This window comes from Streptomyces sp. GC420 (genome assembly GCF_009916105.1).
Lineage (GTDB): Bacteria > Actinomycetota > Actinomycetes > Streptomycetales > Streptomycetaceae > Streptomyces.
The window spans coordinates 1-899 of the sequence record NZ_JAAAXQ010000791.1; the positions used below are offsets into that span (position 1 = coordinate 1).

An 899-nucleotide genomic window follows, 5' to 3' on the forward strand; every position below is an offset into this window, starting at 1 on the left:
GTGCGCGACACCTACGGAACACCCGGCCCGTACGAGGACGCCGTGCAGAACACACCGATCTTCGAGGAGAACCCCCCGGAGAACTTCAAGGGCATCGACATCATGCGGGCCGTCCGCAGCTTCGACCCCTGCCTGCCGTGCGGCGTCCACATGTACGTGGGCGACGGCAGGACCGTACGGGAGATGCACGTGCCCACCGGCCTGAGCGGTCTGTCCGGATGAGCGCGGCAGTCGACACCGCCGCCCGGCCGGCCGAGGCGCCGGCCGGCCCGGCGAGCGCGGAGCGGCCGTTGAGCGCGGAGGAGACCGGGCGTCGTGTCGAGGAGGTGCTCGACCGCCTCGGCGCCTCCGGCGACCGGGCGGTCCGCGCGGCGTCCGAGGAACTGGTGCGGCTGCTGATGGACTTCTACGGCGCCGGACTGGCCCGGATCGTCGACCTGCTCGAAGCGCCCGCCACCGGGGATCGCGCGGACGGCCCGCTGGCCGCACTGCTCGACGACGAACTCGTCTCCAGCCTGCTCGTCCTGCACGACCTGCACCCGGAGGACACCCTCACCAGGATCCGGCGCGCTCTGGACACCCTTCGCCACCACTCCCTGGAGACGACCGGATTCGACGAGGCCACCGGGACCCTGCGGCTGCGCTCCGCCGACGGCACGGGCTGCGGCTGCCCCAGCACGGCCGCCGCCGTCCGGCAGGCCGCGGAGGACGCCCTGTCCTGCTTCGCCCCCGAAGTGACCGCGGTGGAACTGGAGTCCGCGGGTCCCCGGGAGCCGGCCCTGCTCCAGATCGGCACCGGACCCAGGCCGGGCACCGAGAGCGGAGCCGTACCCGGCGCCGGACCGGCCCCGGCGAAGGCACCGTGAGCGCGCCCCAGGCGTGGCCGCAGCGCCCCGCCC

General features: G+C 74.5%; 2 protein-coding genes. Both read left to right on the forward strand.

Annotation, left to right across the window (positions count from 1 at the left end):
• Nucleotides 1-222 (forward strand): nickel-dependent hydrogenase large subunit (locus GUY61_RS38640; protein ID WP_166634941.1); only part of this gene is annotated, 222 nt, incomplete at its 5' end.
• Complete coding sequence (locus tag GUY61_RS38645) at nt 219-866, forward strand: hypothetical protein (protein WP_243767053.1); 648 nt, start codon at nt 219-221, stop codon at nt 864-866. The genes GUY61_RS38640 and GUY61_RS38645, both read left to right, overlap by 4 nt.
• Nucleotides 867-899 lie beyond the last annotated feature (33 nt).